We start from the raw sequence: 18,471 nt of genomic DNA on the forward strand, positions 1-18,471 counted from the left end.
ATGTTCAACCCAGCTAACGAAACCCACTTCAGCCTCAAGGTCGAAGACTACGTCGGCGACCTGCAAGTGCTGTCGTTCACCGGCACCGAAGGCATCAGCCAGCCGTATCGTTTCGACTTGGAATTGGTCAGCGAAAACCCGGATCTGGACCTCGAACAGCTCCTGCATAAGCAGGCGTTTCTCGCATTTGATCCACAAGGCTCGGGCATCCACGGGCAGATCTACCGCGTTGCCCAAGGCGATGCCGGCAAGCGCCTGACCCGCTACAAAGTGTCGATGGTGCCGCAACTGCAATACCTGCATCACCGCACCAACCAGCGCATCTACCAGCAGATGTCAGCGCCGAAAATCATCGCGCTGATCCTCGAAGAACACGGCATCAAGGGCAACGCCTACAGCTTCCAGCTCAGCGAGCCGTGCCCGGACCGCGACTACTGCGTGCAGTACGACGAAACCGACCTGCACTTCGTCCAGCGCCTGTGCGAAGAGGAAGGGATTCACTACCACTTCCAGCACAGCGACAAAGGCCACCTGCTGGTGTTCGGCGACGACCAGACCGTGTTCCAGAAACTCGGCCAGCCAACCGCGTATGTGCAGGGCAGCGGCATGGTCGCCGAAGAACCGGTGATCAAAGGCTTCAAACTGCGCCTGGAAACCCGCACCAGCCGCACCACGCGCCGTGACTACGACTTCGAAAAACCGCGCCTGCAAATGGAAGCGGCGTACAAACCGGACGGCGAGAGCACCGAGCCTGATCTGGAAGACTACGACTACCCCGGCCGCTTCATCGACCGCGCCCGTGGCAAGTTCCTCAGCCAGCGCGTCCTCGAACGCCACCGCGCCGACTACCGCCAGGCCGAAGGTCGCGGCGACCAGACCAAACTGGTCAGCGGCCACTTCATGGAAATGTCCGACCACCCGCGTAGCGAGTGGAACGACCTGTGGCTGCTCACCGAACTCTTCCACGAAGGCAAACAGCCGCAAGTCCTCGAAGAAGGCGTGACCAGCGACACCACCGACAACAAAGACGACTTTCACCAAGGCTACCGCAACACCTTCCTCGCCACCCCGTGGGACGTGTTCTACCGCCCGGCCCTCGAACACCCGAAACCGCGCGTACTCGGCAGCCAGACCGCCATGGTCACCGGCCCCAAAGGCGAAGAAATCCACTGCGACCAGTACGGCCGCATCAAAGTCCAGTTCCACTGGGACCGCGAAGGCCAGGCCGACGACAAAACCAGCTGCTGGCTGCGCGTCTCCAGCTCCTGGGCCGGAGACCGCTACGGCGCCATTAGCATCCCGCGCATCGGCATGGAAGTCCTCGTCACCTTCCTCGAAGGCGACCCCGACCAACCGCTGGTGACCGGCTGCCTGTACCACAAGGAAAACCCGGTGCCGTATGCACTGCCGGCGAACAAGACTCGCAGCGTGTTCAAAACGCTTAGCTCCCCAGGTGGCGGTGGGTACAACGAACTGCGCATTGAAGACAAGAAAGGTGCGGAGCAGATCTACATTCATGCCCAGCGTGATTGGGATGAAAACGTTGAGCATGACCAGAAAATTCGGGTCGGCAATGAACGTCACGACACGGTGGTGAAGAACACTTACACCGAGCTGAAGGCTGAAGAACACCGCACCACGATCTCTGATCGCAAGATTGAAGCGAAGCTGGATGATCACCTGACGGTTGGGCAGAACCAGCATGTGAAGTTGGGCACGGCGCAGCTGACCAGCGTGGGGAAAGAGATTCACCTCAAGGCTGGGGACAAGATTGTTATTGAGGCGGGGACAGAGCTGACCATTCTTGGGGGTGGGAGCTTTATCAAGCTTGATGGCGGTGGGGTTACGGTTGTTGGGCCAGTGATCAAGATCAATGCGGGTGGCTCGGCGGGATCCGGCTCCGGCATTGGCATCAAGCCGCCAGTGCTGCCGGTCGCGGCGGACAAGGATAAGGCCGGCAGCCTGATGGATCGCGCTCAGGGCAACACACGATCGCCAGTCCCACCCGCCCCGGTGAAGAACCTGCGCTTTGACATTCGTCTGGCTGACCGCCCGGGGGAAGGCGCCTTTGCATTGGCGAACACACCGTGGCGCATCATCAAAATGAGTGAGCCGACCTGGAAAAAAATCGGTCGCGTGCCGGAAAGCGACGTCATCGCCAAAGGCGAAACCGATGACGAAGGCAAAGTCACCCTTACCGATGCTGTTCAGAAGAAGCTGTCCCTCGAATACCCACAAAATCCGGAAATGTTCTGGCTGGTATATCCAGGTCAATGCGTTGCGCTCAAGGCACATACCGACACCGGCTGGTCTGAAGAACAGCGTGAACTGCTGGCACTGGCAAGTATGGACTTCAGCAGCGAGCCCCACTCCAACGCCCGTCACGAACAAGCCGGCACAGACAAACTCAGCGCCTTCGAAAACTTGTCACTGACCGACGGCATTGCACTCTTCGACAAATTAAAGGGATTTAAGGCATGAGCAACTTGAACGGCGTTCAGCCCAAGCAACTGAACCAACTGAACTCAAAAGAAGGCGATGCCTACACCGCTACTTCCGCTCCTGGCTGGTTCATCAAAGGCAATGCCAAATACGGCGAAGCGTTCTCACCTGAGCGCCCGGGCAACGAAGTGAAGTTTTTCACCACCGGTAGCGACTACTTCAAAGATGTCGCCAATGCGATAAAAAACGCTAAGAAATCCATCTTCATTTCCGGCTGGCAGATCAACTACGAAGTGCGGCTGGAGGGTGAAACCCGGCTGTGGGACTGCTTGCACCATGCGTTGCACAAAGGCGCGGCGCCGGACATCTACCTCATGCCTTGGCTGTCGCCGAAGGCCGCCGTTGATACCGGTGATCTGGAAACCATGGTGGCCGCGTTTGTTTTGAATGCCGGTCTCGCGAAGAAAAAAGTCTGGTGCCTGCCGGCGATCCAGCAAAGTGACATGGGCACCCTTGGTCTGTTCTTTTCCCATCACCAGAAGATGGTGGTGATCGACAACGAAATCGCCTACGTCGGTGGGATCGACCTCGCCTACGGGCGCCGCGATGACAACAACTTTCGTCTGGCCGCCGAAGGCCGAACCGCCAACGAGTTTTACAACCCGTGCATCCCGCCGATCAAGGAAATCGAAGCCCACAAGCAATACCCGTACATGACCACCGTCGAGTTGATCGGCGCAGCCTTGATGGAGGGTGATGTATTGAGCAAAGCCCAGCGCAAGCTGGCATGGGCAAAAGATAACAAGATGTTCAACGTGCTGCGGGAAGCCAAGAAAGACGCCGGCGAATGGTTCGCCGAAAAGGGCAAGGACGGCCTGCGCTTGCTCGGTGCGGGTGCTGCGTACTCTACCGGCGGTGTGATCTACATTGCCGAGTTCATCCAGCAACAGTTGACCGGAGACAACCTGGAAGGCTGGAAGAAAAGCTTGCGCCAATGGAAAACCTCGCTCGATGGCGCCGTCGGCACCATTGATCATGAAGTCCAGACGCTGCAAAAAACCGACAGTGCCCTGACTGAACTGCGCCAGGAAGCCAAATCCATCAGCGAGGCCATTGGTGTGGCGCTGAACAAACCGGAGCAAGCCTCGGCCATTCAGCAGCGCGTCGAGAACTGGCTGGTGCGCGCGCAACAGAAAATTCCTGCGGTGACCGCGGTCACTCAGCCGGGTCGCGCCAAGTTGCAAACTCAGGTCACCCGCCTCAAGGGTGAAGTGCAGACCTGGGTAGAGCGCGCTGCTCCGCAGGCGGACAAGTTTCAACAAGACTTGTCCGCCTGGGCTGGCCAAGTCATTAAGTCCGGCGGTCAAATCAGCGAGCAGCTATTGAACGAAGGCAGCGAACTCACCAGCCTGTGGATCCAGCAAACAGGGCTGGGCGCGTTTTATGCCTGGCTCAACAACACGCCAACGCCGATTATCACCGCCAAGGCGATGACGGAATTCGAACAGATCTCCACCCCTTTTGTCCTCTACCTGCACTCGGTTCTCGACCGATTGAGCGATGCTCAAACGGGCCAGCCCTATTCGTACCTGGCCGACCCCGCGACCCGCCTGCTGCCACCCGGCGGCATGATGCTCGACAGCATCAAACAACCGCGCATGCCTTGGCATGACGTGCACATGCGCCTGGAAGGCAGCTCGGTTTATGACCTGTCGCGCAATTTCATTGATCGCTGGAACAGCCTGCAGGCGCGCTTCGACGGCAAAGTGCAGAAGATGCCAAGCGTGCTGACCGGCCTGCTGAAGTTCGCTGACAAGAACCTTGAGCCCGTCCCGTTCAAACCGCACTACCTCGCGCAACCCGAACGTGTCGCACCAAAGGGCAAAATGAGCATGCAAGTACTGCGAAGCGCTCCGCTGCGCATGCAAACCGAAGAACGCCAGGGCGCCAGCAAGTCAGGCGCCAAAGCCCCAGCCTCCGCCCCGACAGGCGTTCAGGCAAATTGCATGCAGGCCATGCTGCAAGCGATCTCGGGGGCGCAGCATTTCATTTACATTGAGAATCAGTTTTTTCAGAGTGCGTATGGCGAGGACACAAAGCCCTCGGCCGACCTGATCAAAGGGCCAACGCAAAGCTTGATGAACATTTCCGGGCTGCCAGACTTTGAAACTTATAAAACGCGACTGCGCTTGGATGAAGTCGACAAAGACCCGAAAAAATTGCACAAGATCAATTATTTCGCACTGGCAGAGATGATACGAAACAAAGAAGCCGAAGCATTGACTCAAGGCATCATGCAGGTGTTGACCAACCAGTCAACCGTCGAAGGCCTGAACCTCCTGCAAAAGCCACAAACCGCCTTGATAAACCCGCTGTGCGAAGCGCTGGCCGATCGAATTGAACGCGCGATCGAAATGGGCGAGAACTTCCATGTCTACATGGTTCTTCCCGTGCACCCCGAAGGACCGCTCAACGCGATCAATCTGATGACTCAAGTTCACCTGACGATGCAAAGCATTTCTCTGGGCCAGCAGAGCTTGATAAAACGAGTGCAGCGGGCGATGGCGATGAAGGAGCAGATGGATAGAGGCAGATCGGAAGCGGTCGCGAAGGCCGGTATAGAGCTCGCTGGAGACGGAACTGACACGCTCAAGGTTTATGAAAAAATGAAATGGTCGAAATACCTGACTCTCTTGAATCTTCGGTCATGGGAACTGCTCGACCAGCCGGTTACGGAACAGATTTACGTGCACAGTAAATTGCTTATTGCAGATGATCGTGTGGCGATACTCGGCAGCGCAAACATCAATGATCGCAGCCAGTTGGGTGATCGAGACTCCGAGTTGGCTGTGATCGTATCGGGCACGGTTTCGACACCTGCTCCAGTGAACGGAAAAAAACAACATCCCGTCTGCCCTGAGATCAAGGCGTTACGAGGCAAGCTGTGGCGCAAGTTGTTTGCGCTTGACGCCACAGATAAAGGCGTCAAAGTCCGGCCCGCTACGCTGCTGGGTAGTTTGATAGATGAACCTGCGTCACCGGAAACCTGGAAGGCGATTCAGAAACAAGCGCAAAAGAACTCTGATGCATACAGAGAAGCCTTTACTTTTATCCCAGGTGACGATGTATCAATCTGGCCGACTTGGAAAAAAAATCTAAAAACAGATACAGGCATGTCGACGGGTAAAAAAGAAAAGCCAATGCCTTTCGAAACTGAATTCTGGAAAAAATACAAACCCAGCGGAATGCCAAGAGAAATCCTCGGATTTATAACAGCATTTCCTGTTAACTGGACAAAAAATGAAAATAATGACTCCGGTTTCAGCAAGACCATACTTGCTAAAATACAACCCAACAAAAAGGAAGGTGAAGATATAGCTGTCGCAGCTTTAAACAATAACCGAGTCACGGAAAATTCATAATGCGTCCTATTAAGCCAATCTACATTTTACTCAGCTGCTATTTTCTTTTAACCCAAACTGCGCAAGCAGAAAACGCTAATACCACAACAATCACCAACACTGAATGCCTAGGGCGCTCGCTATTTGATATCAATCAAGATACATCATGGCACTTACTGAACGACCAGTGGGACTATACCGACCGCCTCAATTTTGCCACCTACACTCCGGACATAAGACTGGAGGACAAAGAACTTAATTACGGCAGCGATCCAACAAATGATGCTTACAGCCTCGTCACTATAGATGTCAGTCCAAAAACTACTTTCGAAACATTTAAAAAACTGGTCGACAGACATAGCCCAAGCGTGGTTGAGGCGAAAGAACGAGTTATAAAAAATAAAATAGAAGAAATTTCAGTAGCCATGACCGGTGACTTGTCGCGCTCGGATCCTGATCAATACAAATCCTTAGAGGATGAAAGAGACGAGCTTAGGGAGAAATTTGACAAGTTGGGTAGAGCAACCATAGAGCGAGTTTTGTTACCGGGCCTAATCACTGAATTCAAAGAACAAAAAAAACCTACTGAAAAACTCGAACTTGAACTTGAAACCTACCAGAAAGAGTTCGACAGCTATCCAACAGACGAACTCTATGCCGAACAGTCCTCTTTCGAATTCGGCATGCCAAACGCCTACGGCGCTCGTCACCCCCACAAGCTTATCGTCCTGCTATGGCGCGACGAGCGCGTCTATCGTTTTGCCTTCGGCCAGCAGAGCGCCTATTCCAGACACAGAAGCTCGTTCGAAAAACTGCTTCCTGCCGCCCGTGATCTGCTAGCACGGTTCCGCACACGCGCCGAATTTGAGATACCCAAAGAGACTGGCTTTTGCCTGCCCTTCGGCTTCATCGCCGATGATGGCAAAGCCCACTACTCGATCACCATGGCCTGGCATCCCACTGACAATCCGAACCTGCTTTACAGCCTGAGTTTGAGTGACGACATCGGCAAAGCCCTTAATCTGCTCCCGGTATTGACCACGCCGATCATGGGCAACCCATTCCCAAGTGCCGGCGTCATTCAAACCTTCGGCCCTTCAAAAGTGCAAATCGGATCGCGCACAGGAATCATGGGCGGCAAGTATTACAAGCCCACGGACCCGCAAGGCAAAGAAACTGAGGCCACAGAGCGATTCGTCATGACCGCAGGTCTGGCCAACAAGGGATATGAACCGAGCATGGTGTTGAAGGCCGAGAATTACGCTTCAACACAAGTCAGAACCTTTGAGCAGAGCAAGGAAGACTTCCTCAGCATTCTGAAAAGCTTCCGCCTACAACCGGGCATGGACAAACTGACCGGTAAGTGAAAGCAGAATCCGGGGGGCGCAAATAGCGCAGATTTTTCCGTAAGGGAGACTTGGGTAAATCTGCCTCCCCCGCAAAACCTGAATGACTCAAGGAAGAACACATTGAACCGTTTTGTTTTTACCCTGCTAGCCGCGCTACTACTGCCAGTTTCAGCGGCCTATGCGCAGGATGACTGCAGCCATGTCACCTCAAGTCTGGAAATGGTGCCCTGCTCGGAGGCGGCGAAGAAGGCTGCCGATACGCAGTTGAATTTCAGCTACAAGCAGCTAATGACGCGACTTGAGTCTGACTATCGAGCAGATCCGGCATTGGGCGCGGAGTACGCCGCGAAGGTTAAAGAGTCGCAACGTGCGTGGTTGAAATTGCGCGATGCGAACTGCCCTTTGGAGGCATTCGAAATCGAGACGGGGATGCCGGCGCATGTGTTCGCGGTTAACTCGTGCATCGCTAGAATGAGTCGCGAGCGCTCGGCGTATCTGGACAAGATTGTCCCTGCGCTTGCATCCGATAAGAGCGCTTCGACGGCACCGACCAGCGACGCTTGCCCCTCGGAGGAGTTCGCGCCTTTCCTGACAGCGTTTTCCGCCAACAGCGAATCACAGCGCCGTCTGACTGCAATGACGGTCAAGTCGCTGGTGTTGAAACCGGTAGCTGGGAAGGATCGAAGTACCTTTGAGCCTTCGACCTCGGGAGTTAGTGGAACAACGTTCACCTATCCGCTGATGGCTGCAATCACACCCGGCAAGACACCTGGAGTCGAGATCGAACAGGTCGACGACAGTCACGTCAACGTTGTGGATAAACGGGCGGGTAACAGCAATGTGAAAATCTTCAACTTCTCTCGTCAGGCGTGCTGGGTGCTTGAGGGGATTGAGGATTGGTCGATCAGTGAGAAGGATCTTGTCGCAACAGAGAACCCGGGAATGAGCCGCGCCGAGAACTTCTGTTATCAGCGTGCCGAAGCGCTAGGTGGGCTGGGGTTTCTTGAGCAATACCCGCTGACTGTGGAGTTGATTGAAGCGTCGCTGGAAAATTTTGTGTGTGCTGCAGAATCGGGTGATGCACAGGCGAGCCTGTCGGCGGCAAGCCTAAGCCTTTCGCAAATGGCGTCTCAGTTGGAAACCCCTAAGGTTGAGGCGCTGTTCAAAGCGGCCTCGAAAATACCGAGTGGCGCGTTGGCCTATGCCACGTTTTTTTGTGTCGGAAACTCCACCGACTATAACGGCCCTTGCCTCCATCCCGAGCAGGCGAAAGAGCAGGTCATTCGGGCGATCACCATGGGTTCCACAGACGCGATGAATTATCTGGCCTCGACCTTCGAGGGTGGCGAGTTTGGAACGAAGGATATGTCCCGGGCGTTAGCCTGTTATCAAATGGCGGCTGACAAAGGTAATCAGTTGGGCATCTTCAACGTGGGGCGATTGGGATCGACAGGTACGGCGCCGATCAAGGCCAGTCACTGCATCTGAAATGCCGGGTCATGTCTGATGCGTTTTCGCAGTCGTTGGGTCTGAATCCGTCCGGTAAAACGTTTAGTTTTTGAGCATCTGACGACTGCGATTTTCCTTTAAACTCCCCACCCCCAAGGAATGCGCTCAGGACACGGAATGCCAGCCCCCTCGAACTCCCTTCGCCCCGCGTTAGTGCTCTGGCTATACGCCGCCGCAGTCGTGCACATTCTCGCCGGCCTCACCCTGACCTGGGCGGGCCATTCCGGATTACTCGACGGCTATCTGCACACCCTCGAACTCGCATTCTGGGGCGCCGATGCGGTACCTGCGGCCGGCCACGAACAACAAGTCTGGTGGCTCGCGCTGTTCGGCGCGACGCTGCAAAGTTATTCGTTGTACATGCTCGCGTTGGTGCACTTGGGCAATCGCTTGAAAGCCCCGGCAGTCTGGGGCTGGTTGAGCGCCGGCATCCTGTTATGGGCGCCGCAGGACATGTGGCTCTCGGCGCAACAACAGGTCTGGTCGCACCTGTGGCTCGACGGTTTTGCGTTGCTAGTGTTGTTGCCGCCGCTGTTCTGGTTGTATCGGCATGACCGCCGAAAGGCTTCTTCGGTAAAGGCGCCGAGCCAATCCAACCCGTTTGCCAACAGCACTTTCAAACGCGTGCTGATCACCGGCGGCACCGGGTTTATCGGTGAAGCCTTGGTCAATCAATTACTCGACGCCGGCCACTCGGTCAGCGTACTGACGCGCGATCCGTTGAGCGCGGCCAATCTATTCAACGGCCGCGTCCGCTGCGTGCATTCGCTTAGCGAACTCAGCCACGACGACACCTTCGACGTAGTGATAAATCTCGCCGGCGCCCCTGTCGCCGGCCCACGCTGGACTCCCAAGCGTCAGGCGCAACTGCTCGCCAGTCGAGTCGGCACCACCGAAGCGTTGATGACCTGGCTGAAGAACACCAAGCACAAACCAGCGCTATGGATTCAAGCTTCGGCCATCGGTTTCTACGGCGTGCGCGATGCCAGCGAAAGCCTCGACGAACACGCCAGCAAGGGCGACGGTTTCATGGCCGAACTCTGCGCGCGTTGGGAAGCCGCCGCGCAACCGGCCACTGAGTTTGGCGTGCGTCAGGTGGTGCTGCGTCTCGGCGTGGTGTTCGGCCCCGGCGGTGCTTTGACACCGCTGCTGCTGCCGTTCCGCCTGGGTTTCGGCGGGCACATGGGCGATGGTCAGCAGATCATGAGTTGGGTGCATCGCGACGATGTGCTTCAGGTGATCGCGCGGGCTTTCAACGACTACACTCTGCGTGGCACCTACAACATGGTCGCGCCCGAGACGGTCAGTCAGGCAGCGTTCGCCGAGCAGGCTGGCAAGGTCCTCAAGCGTCCGGTGTGGTTGCACATTCCCGCCGCGCCAGTGCGTGCAATGGCGGGGGAGATGGCGCAGTTGTTTTTCGACGGTCAGCGCGTGGTGCCGCAGCGTTTGACCGAGGCCGGCTACACATTCCGTTATCCCACCCTCGATGCCGCTCTGCGCGATTTGACCTGAGGATCGTCCATGAGCAAACCCTTGATGTATCTGCTGGCCGGCAACGGCAGCGCTGCCGATTGGTGGGATGACGCGCTGCCGCACTTCCAGCGCTACGAAGTCGTGCCGCTGGAGTTGCCGGGCTTCGGCGCGAATCCGCAGCCGCCTTGCGAGGATCTGGCGGACTACGCGCAGACCTTGTTGGCGATGACGGAGCAGGGCAGCGCGATCATGGCGGTCGGGGTCAATGCCTTGCTGGTGTTGCATGCGTTGCAACGTCGGCCCGGACACTTTTCCCGCAGCGTTTTGTTGGCGCCGGTCGGTGCGTTTTTGTGGCAGCGTCGCTTGCCGGCACTGATGTCGCCGCTGCCGATCCGCAAGACCATCCACTGGCTGCTGTCGAACAAACCCACGCTGTTCGCGCGCAAGTTTTCCAACCAGATCTGGACGCCCGCGCAGTACCAGCGCATGGGCGCCGGCTATGCGCGCTGCCGTGCGTTCGTGCCGCATTGGGATCTGATTCGCGCCGATACCGCGTTGCCGCTGCTGGAGTGGATCACCGATCCGGTCGAGCTGGTCTGGGGCGATCAGGACGCGGTGCTCGGCATCGAGCAAGCGGCGGCGTGGTCGGCGATTCTTGCCCGCGCCGATCTGACCATCAGCCTCAAACCCGGTTGGGGTCATTACCCGTGGATCGACTCGCCCGCCGAATTCGCGCAGTGGCTGGAGTCGGGCAAGCGAGGATTTGTCGCGCACACCAAGGGCGGGCGTTTGCGCCTTGCTGAACTGGCGCGGCAAGCGGTGCCGGCGGCACTGACGCTCAACGATTGCGACGATCCGCGTCTGCCGGCATTTCTCGCCGCCCAACCTGATGTGACCTGGGCGGTGCGCTCCTCCAGTTACGGTGAAGATCAGGCCGACTCCGCGAATGCCGGTTTGAGCACCACCTATCTGCGCGAACCGACCGCCAATGTGCCGAAACGCATTGCCGAACTGACGGCCGAAGGCGTCGAGGAAGTGGTGGTGCAACGCTTCATCACCCCGGTAGTGTCCGGGATCGCTTTTGTGCGGCATCTCTCGGTAGAACTGGAATGGGTGGAAGGCCATCTCGAATCGCTGGCCGACGGTCACGTCAGCCCCTCGCGGGCAACGCTTTCGCGGCTCGGTGATGCGTGGCGCAGCGGCACGTTCACGCCGGCCCATGGCTTGACCGAAGACCTGTTGTGGCGCTTTCTGCAAGACGTGCTGCGCGTGTTCCACTACGTGCCCGGCGACGTCGAATGGGCCTGGGACGGCTCACAACTGTGGCTGCTGCAATACCGGCCAATCAGCGACTACGGCTGGCGCCGGCACCTGACGGCCGCCAACATCGCCGAGATCCTGCCGCCACAACCGAGCGTGCTGGTTGAGTACGCCCAGCGCCGCGCCGCCGTAAGTATCCCGGCGATCATGGCGCGTTGGGATGCACGAGTGCTGCAGGACAACGAACCGTTCACTGCCGTGTTCGGCGGCGCGTCCTACATCAACAATGATCTGTTTCTCGCTCGGCTGGCCGACTGGGGCATCAGCGCCGCTAACTACGCCGGTGAAGTTGGTGGCGCGACGCCGCATCTGCCGTGGCAACCGCTCAAAATGCTGCGTTCGTTGCCGCTGTTTTTGCGTATGCAACGCAAGGCTCGCGGGCATTTGCTGAATCTTGAAAACGGCTTGCAGCGCTTCGATCGGGAACTGGCCGAACTCATCGTCCAAGCTGCCGATGGCCAGCAACTCGCGGACTGGTTCACCCGGTTTTACGTGTTCGTGGTGCAGGGCAATCTGTGCATCGCTACGACGCTGGCCAGTAGTGGCGGCGATTGGCTGGGCCGCCCGCCGACCGCTTACGACAACCTTGAAAACAGTCCGCATCGATTGCCGTGGGAAACCGATCCTGCTACGCCTCGGCCCGCGTCGAGCGATCTGCCGCTGCAGCCATTCCCGCAATGGTCAGGGCTGATCCGCCTAGCGCATTCGACCGGCCTGCCGGGCCTGCGTGGTTACTACCTGCAAGTGCGCGAGTGGTATCGCGACAACCTGATGCGCATCTTCTTCCGCCTGCACCACGCCATGCCACTGGCAGATCGCGAGCATTGGTTCGCGCCGCATCCCGACGTGCGCACCCGCGATGGCAGCTTCTGGCAGGACGGTCGCGAAGGTGCGGAGCAAGCGACCGGGTTCATGATTTATCCGGGGCAGGTGCAGGGCATCCTCGGCGTCGACATCCTGCTCGAAGACACCCTTGATCCGGGGCGGCATGCGCACTACCAAACCACGCGGGCGGTGATAGCGCGGATGGGTGGGCGGTTGTCGCATGGCTCGACTCTGTTGCGTGAGTTGCGCAAGCCATCGGCGGTGATGCCGCAGGTTGATCCGGCGTGGGTGGGGTGTGAGGTGGTGTATCGGGATGGTGAGTTGGAATTGATCAATTCGAAGGATGCAAAGTGAAACTACGATGCCTCCGCGAATTGATCTTTGGTCTGGTCGCGTTTTTACAGGTGGAATATGTGACTGCCGCAGGTCCTGTATTGGTCGGTAACGAGCCCGGCCAGTCGCCGGTTGCGCAAGGCCCGACCGAGACAGTTGTCGACATGGGGGCGTGTCGGTTCTCCATGCCGCTGCTGCAGAACCAATGGCTGAAGTTCGACGATTTCTATTCGGTATTCATCGCAGCCAAACAACTGCCCAAACCGTCCAGCGCCCCCAGCTTGTGGCAAGCGCAGACGTCGAGTGGTGCCGACTGGCACTTCGAGAAACATGGCGACCTGAGCCAGCCGTGGTTTGGTTTGATGTGTGAAAACTCGGAGTACTTTTCGCTTCTCACCGACTGGAAACCCCCGGTAGACGATGCGTTTGCGGTGCAAGTCCTGCGTGACGACAACGACCGCAGGTGTCCGGCGACTCGTACCGATCAGGGCTGGGTGCCCAACTCTCTGGCGGGTCGTGCGAATACCTACACCTTCGAACAATGGGGAGGGGAGAATTCTTCGGGGTTCATCTTCGGTTTCCACGACAAATCACGACGGCACATTACCCGCATCGCTTTTTGCCTGCTGAGGGGCAAGGACGTGCTGATCGGCTTGGCGGAATCGGGCTCATCCGCCCCGTTGGCGATCAGCAACGAAGGATTCGAGCAAATCAAGAAAGCGGTGCGCGGCATTGCCTTCGAATGAACACACCCACAATGACTTGCGTCGATGGAGTTACAGCGTGAAAGGATTTTCGGTTCTTCTCGGCAGCCTGTTATTGGTTGCCGCATCCATGGCATTCGCTGCCGATCCAACCTTCAAGGATTACACCATCACGCCAGTTTTTACCGGCCCCAACCATAAGCTGGTGCCGCAAGAAAACAGCAGCCCAATGATGGATCAGGCACGGGTGCAAGCCCTGAAAGGCAAGGTCAACTTCGCCGGCCATTACATCCTGCACAGGCTCGGTTGTGGCGGTAGCGCCATTTGCGGCGAAGTGCTGGACGCTCAGACTGGGGAAGTCGTTGGCGGTCTGCCGAATGCTTACGACGGCAGCACCTTCGGCATGGCCTATCAGCCCGACAGCCGCATGATCATCGTGTCCGGCATCACGCTCGACGGCGAAGAAGATGCGCAGGGGAATGCGTTGGAAAGTGGTAACCGGGATCGTTACTACGAGTTTGTGAACAATGAGTTTCGGCTGCTAAGCATGACCGACGTTGAATCGTCGCCGATGGATGAGGAGTGAGTGGATGAACCGGTTTTTCATTCGGTCGGTGCTGATTGCGCTTTCGCTTTTATCTCATTCACTGCCCGCGACTGCCAGCGAAGGGAGTTGCTACGGCTACCTTACTGAGCTTGTCAGGAGCAGCGATTTTCCGTTTCGTTATGTCGGCAAGGACAAGGTCAATTTGCTGATCGACGAGGACGACGGTGAAGTAGTGCGCGCTCAGCTGTTCTTCGACACTGACGGCAGCGGCACGATTGGCTGGATCAAATACACCTCGGCTACTCACGAATTGCTCAACACCTCGGCCGAGCTGGATGAACCGGTGGCGTTGTCATTCGATGCCAAGTTTGCGGACGGATATGCAAAGTGCCTGACAAAACAAAAGGCCGGCTAACGGCGAAAAGGATTTGCTATGGCCAGCCTTAAGTGGGTGTTGATGATCGGCAGCTTGTTCAGCGCTACAAATGTCTTTGCCGTTGACCCGCCAATAGTGGGAGGCGCCGGAAACACAGTGACGTTCCAGGCAAAAAAATGGACATCACCCGTCGTGGAATCTACCACTGCCTGGTTCACCGCGAATGGAAAAACGTTCCCGTTGTTTCATGCCGGCATTGGTGCCCAGGCTTATCCTGAATGGCTCAGCCCTGACAAAAAATTTCTACTGGCGACTGCGGTGGAGTACGGCGTAGTCATAGGTGAGAACGGTGAGGAAATAGCGACATCACAAGGGCATTGCGATGTGATCTCGATGGAAACCGGTTGCGTGCTTGCTGAGAGTTACGAGCGGTTTTGTGAGGGTAAATGGGTAGGCAATCAATGGGTTTCCGAAGAGGGCGGGGTGCTCAATCCTGTCTTGGTGACTAAGTCACCCAAGGACCTGCTGAAAAATGCTTCGAGCATTGAGCCGGCGCAGTCCCGAGCAGAGTCCATCGAATGGAGCCTGGGCTTTTTAAGCCCGGAATCCTACATGGCGTGTCATCCCCCGGCGCAAAGTGTTCAGGCTTACAACGACCTCGGTTTTTACTTGGCCGAGGGCGGCAACGATGAGTTGGCGCTGAAGTTTTATCGAGGCGTTGAGGCTGTCGGCAAACGCACAGTGCTGATGCTGAACATGGCTGATTCGCTGTGGCGCCTTGATCGGCAAGAAGAAGCGCAGCGTTATTACCGCGAGTACCGCGACGCGATGAGTGCCGCCGGTAAAGAGCAGAAGATTCCGCAGCGCGTCGTTGAGCGATCTGCAATTCAGGGACTGAAACAGTGAATACGTTTGTCCGCTTTATCGTATTGAGCCTTGGGCTGCTATCCACTTCATACGCGCTTGCTGCGCCCCAAGTCCTGAAGGAAATTCCGGCTAGCTTGCTGGGTGATGCATCACGGCAAAACGTATTTGTTCTGGCAGGAGATGCGGACGAGGCCTCCAACCGGTTGTTGATTGCGCCGGTGCAGGCACGTGATGAGGACATCTTGCTCGATACGTCGAAGGCGCTGCCTCTGATCAAAAGTCAGTACTCGTCTGCGCTTCAGGGTGTCTTCAGCGTCCATGTACTCAAAGGTCGCCCTGGCGTCATGACCGTCATTGATCCACAGGCTGAGGAAGCTGTGGTCAAGCAACCGTTCGTTGAGGCAGGGGATTACATTGCGCTGGTAACCAGCGAAGAAGATAACGCGGTTTACAACTTCAACCTGTTGTTCGCCTTCAACAGAGGTTCAAAGCAGTTTGAGCTGAAAGCTCTGCTGGAAGTGGCGAACAACGACTCCTGTGACCGGTCGCTTGTCAGCGTAGTGCAGTTGCCGGTGCAGACATTGGGATCAATCACTCTGGCCTCTTTCGATGGGCGTGAGGCGCTGCAGAAGCTGCAGGTTGCTCGTACTGGCAGTATTGAGGGCGTTAGAAAGAAATTGATGACTGTCGATTCAGCTGATCTGCTGGATATGGCGCTGGCAGCCTACCGAAAGGGTGATGACTCTTCCTTCAAGGATACGATGAGCTACGCGTTGATGGGCGGTGGCTCGCATGACACTTGTCCCCCGGATAGCTATATCGTCGCAAAGTACTACTACCCGCAGCGTCCCGGCTGGTCCAACGACCTCGGTTTTCTGCTCGGCGAGGCGGGTTACTACGCTGAGTCGATTGAGTTGCTCAATGCAGTGATTGCCAACCACCCAAACAGGACGGTTGCTTACCTGAATCTCGCTGACAGTTATTGGGCCGTGAACGATAAAGAGCGGGCGGTGGCGGCGTACAAGCAATACGCATCGCGAATGTCTGAAGCGGGAAAAGCTTCGAAAATCCCGGCGAGGGTGGGTGAGCGCAGCGCTGTGGCGCCCGAGGCGTGACAAGAGCTCGTTGAGTTGCTGTAACTGTGTGTTCTGTACCCATGAACCGCTAAAGGAATATTCGGTTTGAAATTTTCGTCTGCATTGTTTTCCGCGTTGCTCGTTTTCGTTCCTCTGGCGGCTCATAGCGAGGTCACGACCGAGGTTTTTTGCTTCCGCTCCTACGAAGGCAAACCCATAAATTTTGAATTCCGAACCTATTACGACTCTGTCGCCAAATGGAGCGGTGCTGGCGTCAAGTACAGCAAGTCGAAAAAGGCTATCGGGCTGGTTCATCGCAGTACTGAACAAGAAGAACTCGTGTATGGCCGGCCCTACCAGTACACGACAACTTGGGTTGAAGTAGTTGATGGCGCACTGACAGGTGAGTATCAGATGGTCACTCAGGGTGGCCGGGTTGATGCGATGACGTATACGAATTACAAATCTGCAAAGAAGTATTCGTTTGAAAACGATTACAACGTGGATTCGAAACGTGAAACAGGTTGCCAGTGGTGAAGCAGGGAATATTGAAAAAGGGGACTTAACGTCCCTTTATTGGTAGTCAATCCCGTCTCGCCGATGCGTGGTGAGTCAGAGACAGGGATAGAATCTGCGGTTTGCTTCGATCAGATAATCAATGTCGGGGTGTTTCCGGCGGCTATTCAAGAGCTTTCAAATATCGCTACTCTCTCGACCTTCAAAACTGCCATTGATTATCCATGCCCAAGAATCAAGGGGGCGGGCGGCGCCGGCAGACAGGGCGATCCAGTCAAATTTCGAGACCCGAGAGGTTTCCATGAAAAAGTCAAAACATGAACCCAAGCCTATGATGGCTGCCCGGTTCCAGGCTGAAGCTCGTGAAGTTTTGGCCAAGCGTTCTGGTAAGCGCAGCCGCTTTCTGGATGTTGCTCTGTCCAATGGCAGTGACTTCGAGCCAGTCGGTCGACTGGCTGGCTGAAGGTTTCGGATTCTCAAAAAAGCTGCCGTGATTGGCAGCTTTTTTGTGTCTGGATTTCTACAGGTAGTTGCAGAAAGGGGACTTAACGTCCCCTTTTTTTCATCCGCAAATCTCGCTACGGCTTGGCCGCCACGCTTCGCACTTCAATCTGGTCGAGCGTCCCTTCCACCATCAATCTCACCCCGTCCGCCATTCTGCTCAGGGCGAGTGCAACAGAGCGGCGGGAGCCGTGGAGGTCGTCGGCGAGGTCGCAGGCGATGACGCTGATGGACAGGAGGTCTTCGGAGGCGTTGGCCATGAGGGCTTCGGCGTCGGTGCCGGGGGAGAGTTTGAAGAGGCCGTTCTCGCGTTTGGGGTGTGGATCGACGGCTGGTTTGAAATGGTGGTCGAGGGCGCGCTCGGCGGCTTCGTGGAATTTCTTCGAATTGGGGGATTCGTAGGGCGAGGTTGCTTCCGCGCTGAATGTTTCATCTGTCATCGGTGTAAATCCTGAGCAGTTAATTGATTTCCCCGAGTTCGGACTTGCACATCCGGCCACCGATTTTGCGGCGACCCACAGAGCCTATCGTTAGCCAGCCAACTCGCCTAGTTCATGGACAGCACCACACTTTGCAGGAAATTTCCCATAGATTCGCGGGGCGGAAGGTCAAAAGATCGCAGGCTTCGCCAGCTCCTACTGGGATGTGTTTCAGCAGGTGTAGGACGTTGCCTGCGGAATCGTGACTTGGTGGTCATCGTGCGGGAAATGGTCTGCATCCTCTTCCAACAGCGGCAGATAGTGGCGTTATCGTCCGAATCCCTTACACTGCCCCGGCCGTTCATTTTCCTTTTGAGGCTGTGCGCATGAAATTTCGTTTTCTTCTGTGGATGATGGGTTTGTTGATGGGTAAGGCCAGCCGGACAAATCCTGCGTTCCAGCAGCAGTTGGGTGACAAGGATCTGGTGTTTCAGCTGCAGACGCTGGATGGGAAAGTGGCGCGGCATTTCGTGGTCAAGGATCAGCGCATCACCAGCAAGTCTGGCGTGGTGGCTGAGCCGGCGTTTGCGATTGCGTTTAAAGATGCCGGTTATGGCTTTGCGACGATGCAGGCGAAGAACAAGCAGTTGGCGTTTATGCAGGGGATTCAGGACAAGTCGATCCAGCTCAAGGGTAATCCGGCGCTGGTGATGTGGTTTCAGGGTTTGATGAAATATTTGAAGCCGAGGAAGGCCAAGCCTAAGGCGTGAAGCGCCAATTTTTAAACCCGGTGGGTAATCGGTTTGGCTCGAT

At 56.5% G+C, this 18,471-nt stretch carries 15 protein-coding genes; 14 read left to right on the forward strand and 1 reads right to left on the reverse strand.

Features of this window, described 5'->3' with window-relative positions:
• From H8F23_RS22080 to H8F23_RS22140, 13 genes are all read left to right on the forward strand, one after another.
• On the forward strand, positions 1-2,481 hold the full coding sequence (locus H8F23_RS22080) for a type VI secretion system Vgr family protein (protein WP_228759326.1): 2,481 nt from the start codon (positions 1-3) through the stop codon (positions 2,479-2,481).
• Positions 2,478-5,864, forward strand: coding sequence for a hypothetical protein (locus H8F23_RS22085; protein ID WP_194935770.1), 3,387 nt, complete (start codon positions 2,478-2,480; stop codon positions 5,862-5,864). Before H8F23_RS22080 ends, H8F23_RS22085 begins: the two co-directional genes overlap by 4 nt.
• Complete coding sequence (locus tag H8F23_RS22090) at positions 5,864-7,210, forward strand: T6SS immunity protein Tli4 family protein (protein WP_194935771.1); 1,347 nt, start codon at positions 5,864-5,866, stop codon at positions 7,208-7,210. Before H8F23_RS22085 ends, H8F23_RS22090 begins: the two co-directional genes overlap by 1 nt.
• Positions 7,211-7,312: 102 nt before the next feature.
• Complete coding sequence (locus H8F23_RS22095; protein WP_194935772.1) at positions 7,313-8,680, forward strand: lysozyme inhibitor LprI family protein; 1,368 nt, start codon at positions 7,313-7,315, stop codon at positions 8,678-8,680.
• Between the two features lie 138 nt (positions 8,681-8,818).
• Positions 8,819-10,213, forward strand: a complete 1,395-nt coding sequence (locus H8F23_RS22100) for a TIGR01777 family oxidoreductase (RefSeq protein WP_194935773.1) — start codon at positions 8,819-8,821, stop codon at positions 10,211-10,213.
• Positions 10,214-10,222: 9 nt separating this feature from the next.
• A complete protein-coding gene (locus H8F23_RS22105) occupies positions 10,223-12,673 on the forward strand; it encodes an alpha/beta hydrolase (protein WP_194935774.1) in 2,451 nt (816 codons plus the stop codon).
• Positions 12,674-12,693: 20 nt separating this feature from the next.
• Entirely contained in the window at positions 12,694-13,398 is a 705-nt protein-coding gene (locus H8F23_RS22110; protein ID WP_228759327.1) for a hypothetical protein, read from the forward strand.
• A gap of 88 nt (positions 13,399-13,486) precedes the next feature.
• Complete coding sequence (locus H8F23_RS22115) at positions 13,487-13,942, forward strand: hypothetical protein (protein ID WP_194935795.1); 456 nt, start codon at positions 13,487-13,489, stop codon at positions 13,940-13,942.
• A 4-nt stretch (positions 13,943-13,946) separates the two neighbouring features.
• Positions 13,947-14,318: a hypothetical protein gene (locus H8F23_RS22120; protein WP_194935776.1), complete on the forward strand. Its 372-nt coding sequence runs from the start codon at positions 13,947-13,949 to the stop codon at positions 14,316-14,318.
• Between the two features lie 18 nt (positions 14,319-14,336).
• Positions 14,337-15,185 carry a tetratricopeptide repeat protein gene (locus tag H8F23_RS22125; protein WP_194935777.1) on the forward strand — a complete coding sequence of 283 codons (849 nt, stop codon included), beginning with the start codon at positions 14,337-14,339 and terminating at the stop codon, positions 15,183-15,185.
• Positions 15,182-16,261: a tetratricopeptide repeat protein gene (locus H8F23_RS22130; protein ID WP_194935778.1), complete on the forward strand. Its 1,080-nt coding sequence runs from the start codon at positions 15,182-15,184 to the stop codon at positions 16,259-16,261. Before H8F23_RS22125 ends, H8F23_RS22130 begins: the two co-directional genes overlap by 4 nt.
• A gap of 66 nt (positions 16,262-16,327) precedes the next feature.
• Positions 16,328-16,759: a hypothetical protein gene (locus H8F23_RS22135; protein ID WP_194935779.1), complete on the forward strand. Its 432-nt coding sequence runs from the start codon at positions 16,328-16,330 to the stop codon at positions 16,757-16,759.
• Positions 16,760-17,039: 280 nt separating this feature from the next.
• Positions 17,040-17,201, forward strand: a complete 162-nt coding sequence (locus H8F23_RS22140; RefSeq protein WP_194935780.1) for a hypothetical protein — start codon at positions 17,040-17,042, stop codon at positions 17,199-17,201.
• 115 nt (positions 17,202-17,316) lie between these two features.
• Here H8F23_RS22140 and H8F23_RS22145 read toward each other — a convergent pair whose 3' ends face one another.
• Entirely contained in the window at positions 17,317-17,679 is a 363-nt protein-coding gene (locus H8F23_RS22145; protein ID WP_093429654.1) for a DUF6124 family protein, read from the reverse strand.
• A 365-nt stretch (positions 17,680-18,044) separates the two neighbouring features.
• On the opposite strand from H8F23_RS22145, the gene H8F23_RS22150 reads away from it, so the two are divergent.
• Positions 18,045-18,428 carry a helicase gene (locus tag H8F23_RS22150; RefSeq protein ID WP_039757355.1) on the forward strand — a complete coding sequence of 128 codons (384 nt, stop codon included), beginning with the start codon at positions 18,045-18,047 and terminating at the stop codon, positions 18,426-18,428.
• Positions 18,429-18,471: the final 43 nt, after the last annotated feature.

This window comes from Pseudomonas neuropathica (genome assembly GCF_015461835.1).
GTDB classification, from domain to species: domain Bacteria; phylum Pseudomonadota; class Gammaproteobacteria; order Pseudomonadales; family Pseudomonadaceae; genus Aquipseudomonas; species Aquipseudomonas neuropathica.

What these genes read in the sequence shown, in the direction of transcription:
- H8F23_RS22080 (WP_228759326.1), top strand. Translation starts at nt 1, where the DNA reads ATGTTCAACCCAGCTAACGAAACCCACTTCAGCCTCAAGGTCGAAGAC.
- H8F23_RS22085 (WP_194935770.1), top strand. Translation starts at nt 2,478, where the DNA reads ATGAGCAACTTGAACGGCGTTCAGCCCAAGCAACTGAACCAACTGAAC.
- H8F23_RS22090 (WP_194935771.1), top strand. Translation starts at nt 5,864, where the DNA reads ATGCGTCCTATTAAGCCAATCTACATTTTACTCAGCTGCTATTTTCTT.
- H8F23_RS22100 (WP_194935773.1), top strand. Translation starts at nt 8,819, where the DNA reads ATGCCAGCCCCCTCGAACTCCCTTCGCCCCGCGTTAGTGCTCTGGCTA.
- H8F23_RS22105 (WP_194935774.1), top strand. Translation starts at nt 10,223, where the DNA reads ATGAGCAAACCCTTGATGTATCTGCTGGCCGGCAACGGCAGCGCTGCC.
- H8F23_RS22115 (WP_194935795.1), top strand. Translation starts at nt 13,487, where the DNA reads ATGGCATTCGCTGCCGATCCAACCTTCAAGGATTACACCATCACGCCA.
- H8F23_RS22120 (WP_194935776.1), top strand. Translation starts at nt 13,947, where the DNA reads ATGAACCGGTTTTTCATTCGGTCGGTGCTGATTGCGCTTTCGCTTTTA.
- H8F23_RS22125 (WP_194935777.1), top strand. Translation starts at nt 14,337, where the DNA reads ATGGCCAGCCTTAAGTGGGTGTTGATGATCGGCAGCTTGTTCAGCGCT.
- H8F23_RS22140 (WP_194935780.1), top strand. Translation starts at nt 17,040, where the DNA reads ATGAAAAAGTCAAAACATGAACCCAAGCCTATGATGGCTGCCCGGTTC.
- H8F23_RS22145 (WP_093429654.1), bottom strand. Translation starts at nt 17,679, where the DNA reads ATGACAGATGAAACATTCAGCGCGGAAGCAACCTCGCCCTACGAATCC.
- H8F23_RS22150 (WP_039757355.1), top strand. Translation starts at nt 18,045, where the DNA reads ATGAAATTTCGTTTTCTTCTGTGGATGATGGGTTTGTTGATGGGTAAG.